Below are 920 nucleotides of genomic sequence, written 5' to 3'. Positions count from 1 at the left end.
GCGACACCACCGGCGAGCTTGGCCAGGCGCTCCTGGAGCTTCTCGCGGTCGTAGTCGGAGGTGGTCTCCTCGACCTGCTGACGGATCTGCTCGCAGCGGCTCTTGATGTCGGCCTCGGTGCCGGCGCCGTCGATGATGGTCGTCTCGTCCTTCGAGACCTGGACCTTCTTGGCGCTGCCCAGCTCGTTGAGCGTGGCCTTCTCCAGCGACAGGCCGACCTCTTCGGCGATGACGGTGGCACCGGTCAGGATGGCGATATCCTGCAGCATCGCCTTGCGGCGGTCACCGAAGCCCGGGGCCTTGACGGCGCAGACCTTGATGATGCCGCGGATGGTGTTGACGACCAGCGTCGCCAGCGCCTCGCCCTCGATGTCCTCGGCGACGATCAGCAGCGGCCGGCTCGACTTGGCGACCGCCTCGAGGATCGGCAGCAGGTCGCGGATGTTGGAGATCTTCTTGTCGTGCAGCAGGATGAAGGGGTCTTCCAGCTCGGCGCTCTGGCTCTGCTGGTTGTTGATGAAGTAGGGCGAGAGGTAGCCGCGGTCGAACTGCATGCCCTCGACGACGTCGAGCTCGTTGTGCAGCGAGGTGCCTTCCTCGACGGTGATGACGCCCTCCTTGCCGACCTTCTCCATCGCCCCGGCGATGATCTCGCCGATCGACTCGTCGGAGTTCGCCGAGATGGCGCCGACCTGGGCGATCGCCTTGCTCTCGGTGCAGGGCTTGGACATGCCCTTGAGCTCTTCGACGGCCGCCGTGACGGCCTTGTCGATGCCGCGCTTGAGGTCCATCGGGTTCATGCCGGCGGCGACGGCCTTCAGGCCCTCGCGGACCATGGCCTGGGCCAGCACGGTGGCGGTGGTGGTGCCGTCACCGGCGACGTCGGAGGTCTTGGAGGCGACCTCCTTGACCATCTGGGC

1 protein-coding gene is annotated in these 920 nt (G+C 66.6%); it reads right to left on the bottom strand.

Going from position 1 to position 920, the window contains the following annotated elements:
* On the bottom strand, positions 1–920 hold a 920-nt coding region (groEL, locus tag CKO41_RS18285; protein WP_200383290.1), incomplete at both ends, for a chaperonin GroEL.

It is taken from the genome of Thiococcus pfennigii, from assembly GCF_016583835.1.
Classification (GTDB): Bacteria; Pseudomonadota; Gammaproteobacteria; order Chromatiales; family Chromatiaceae; genus Thiococcus; species Thiococcus pfennigii.
This window is presented reverse-complemented; position numbering and strand designations above follow the sequence as displayed.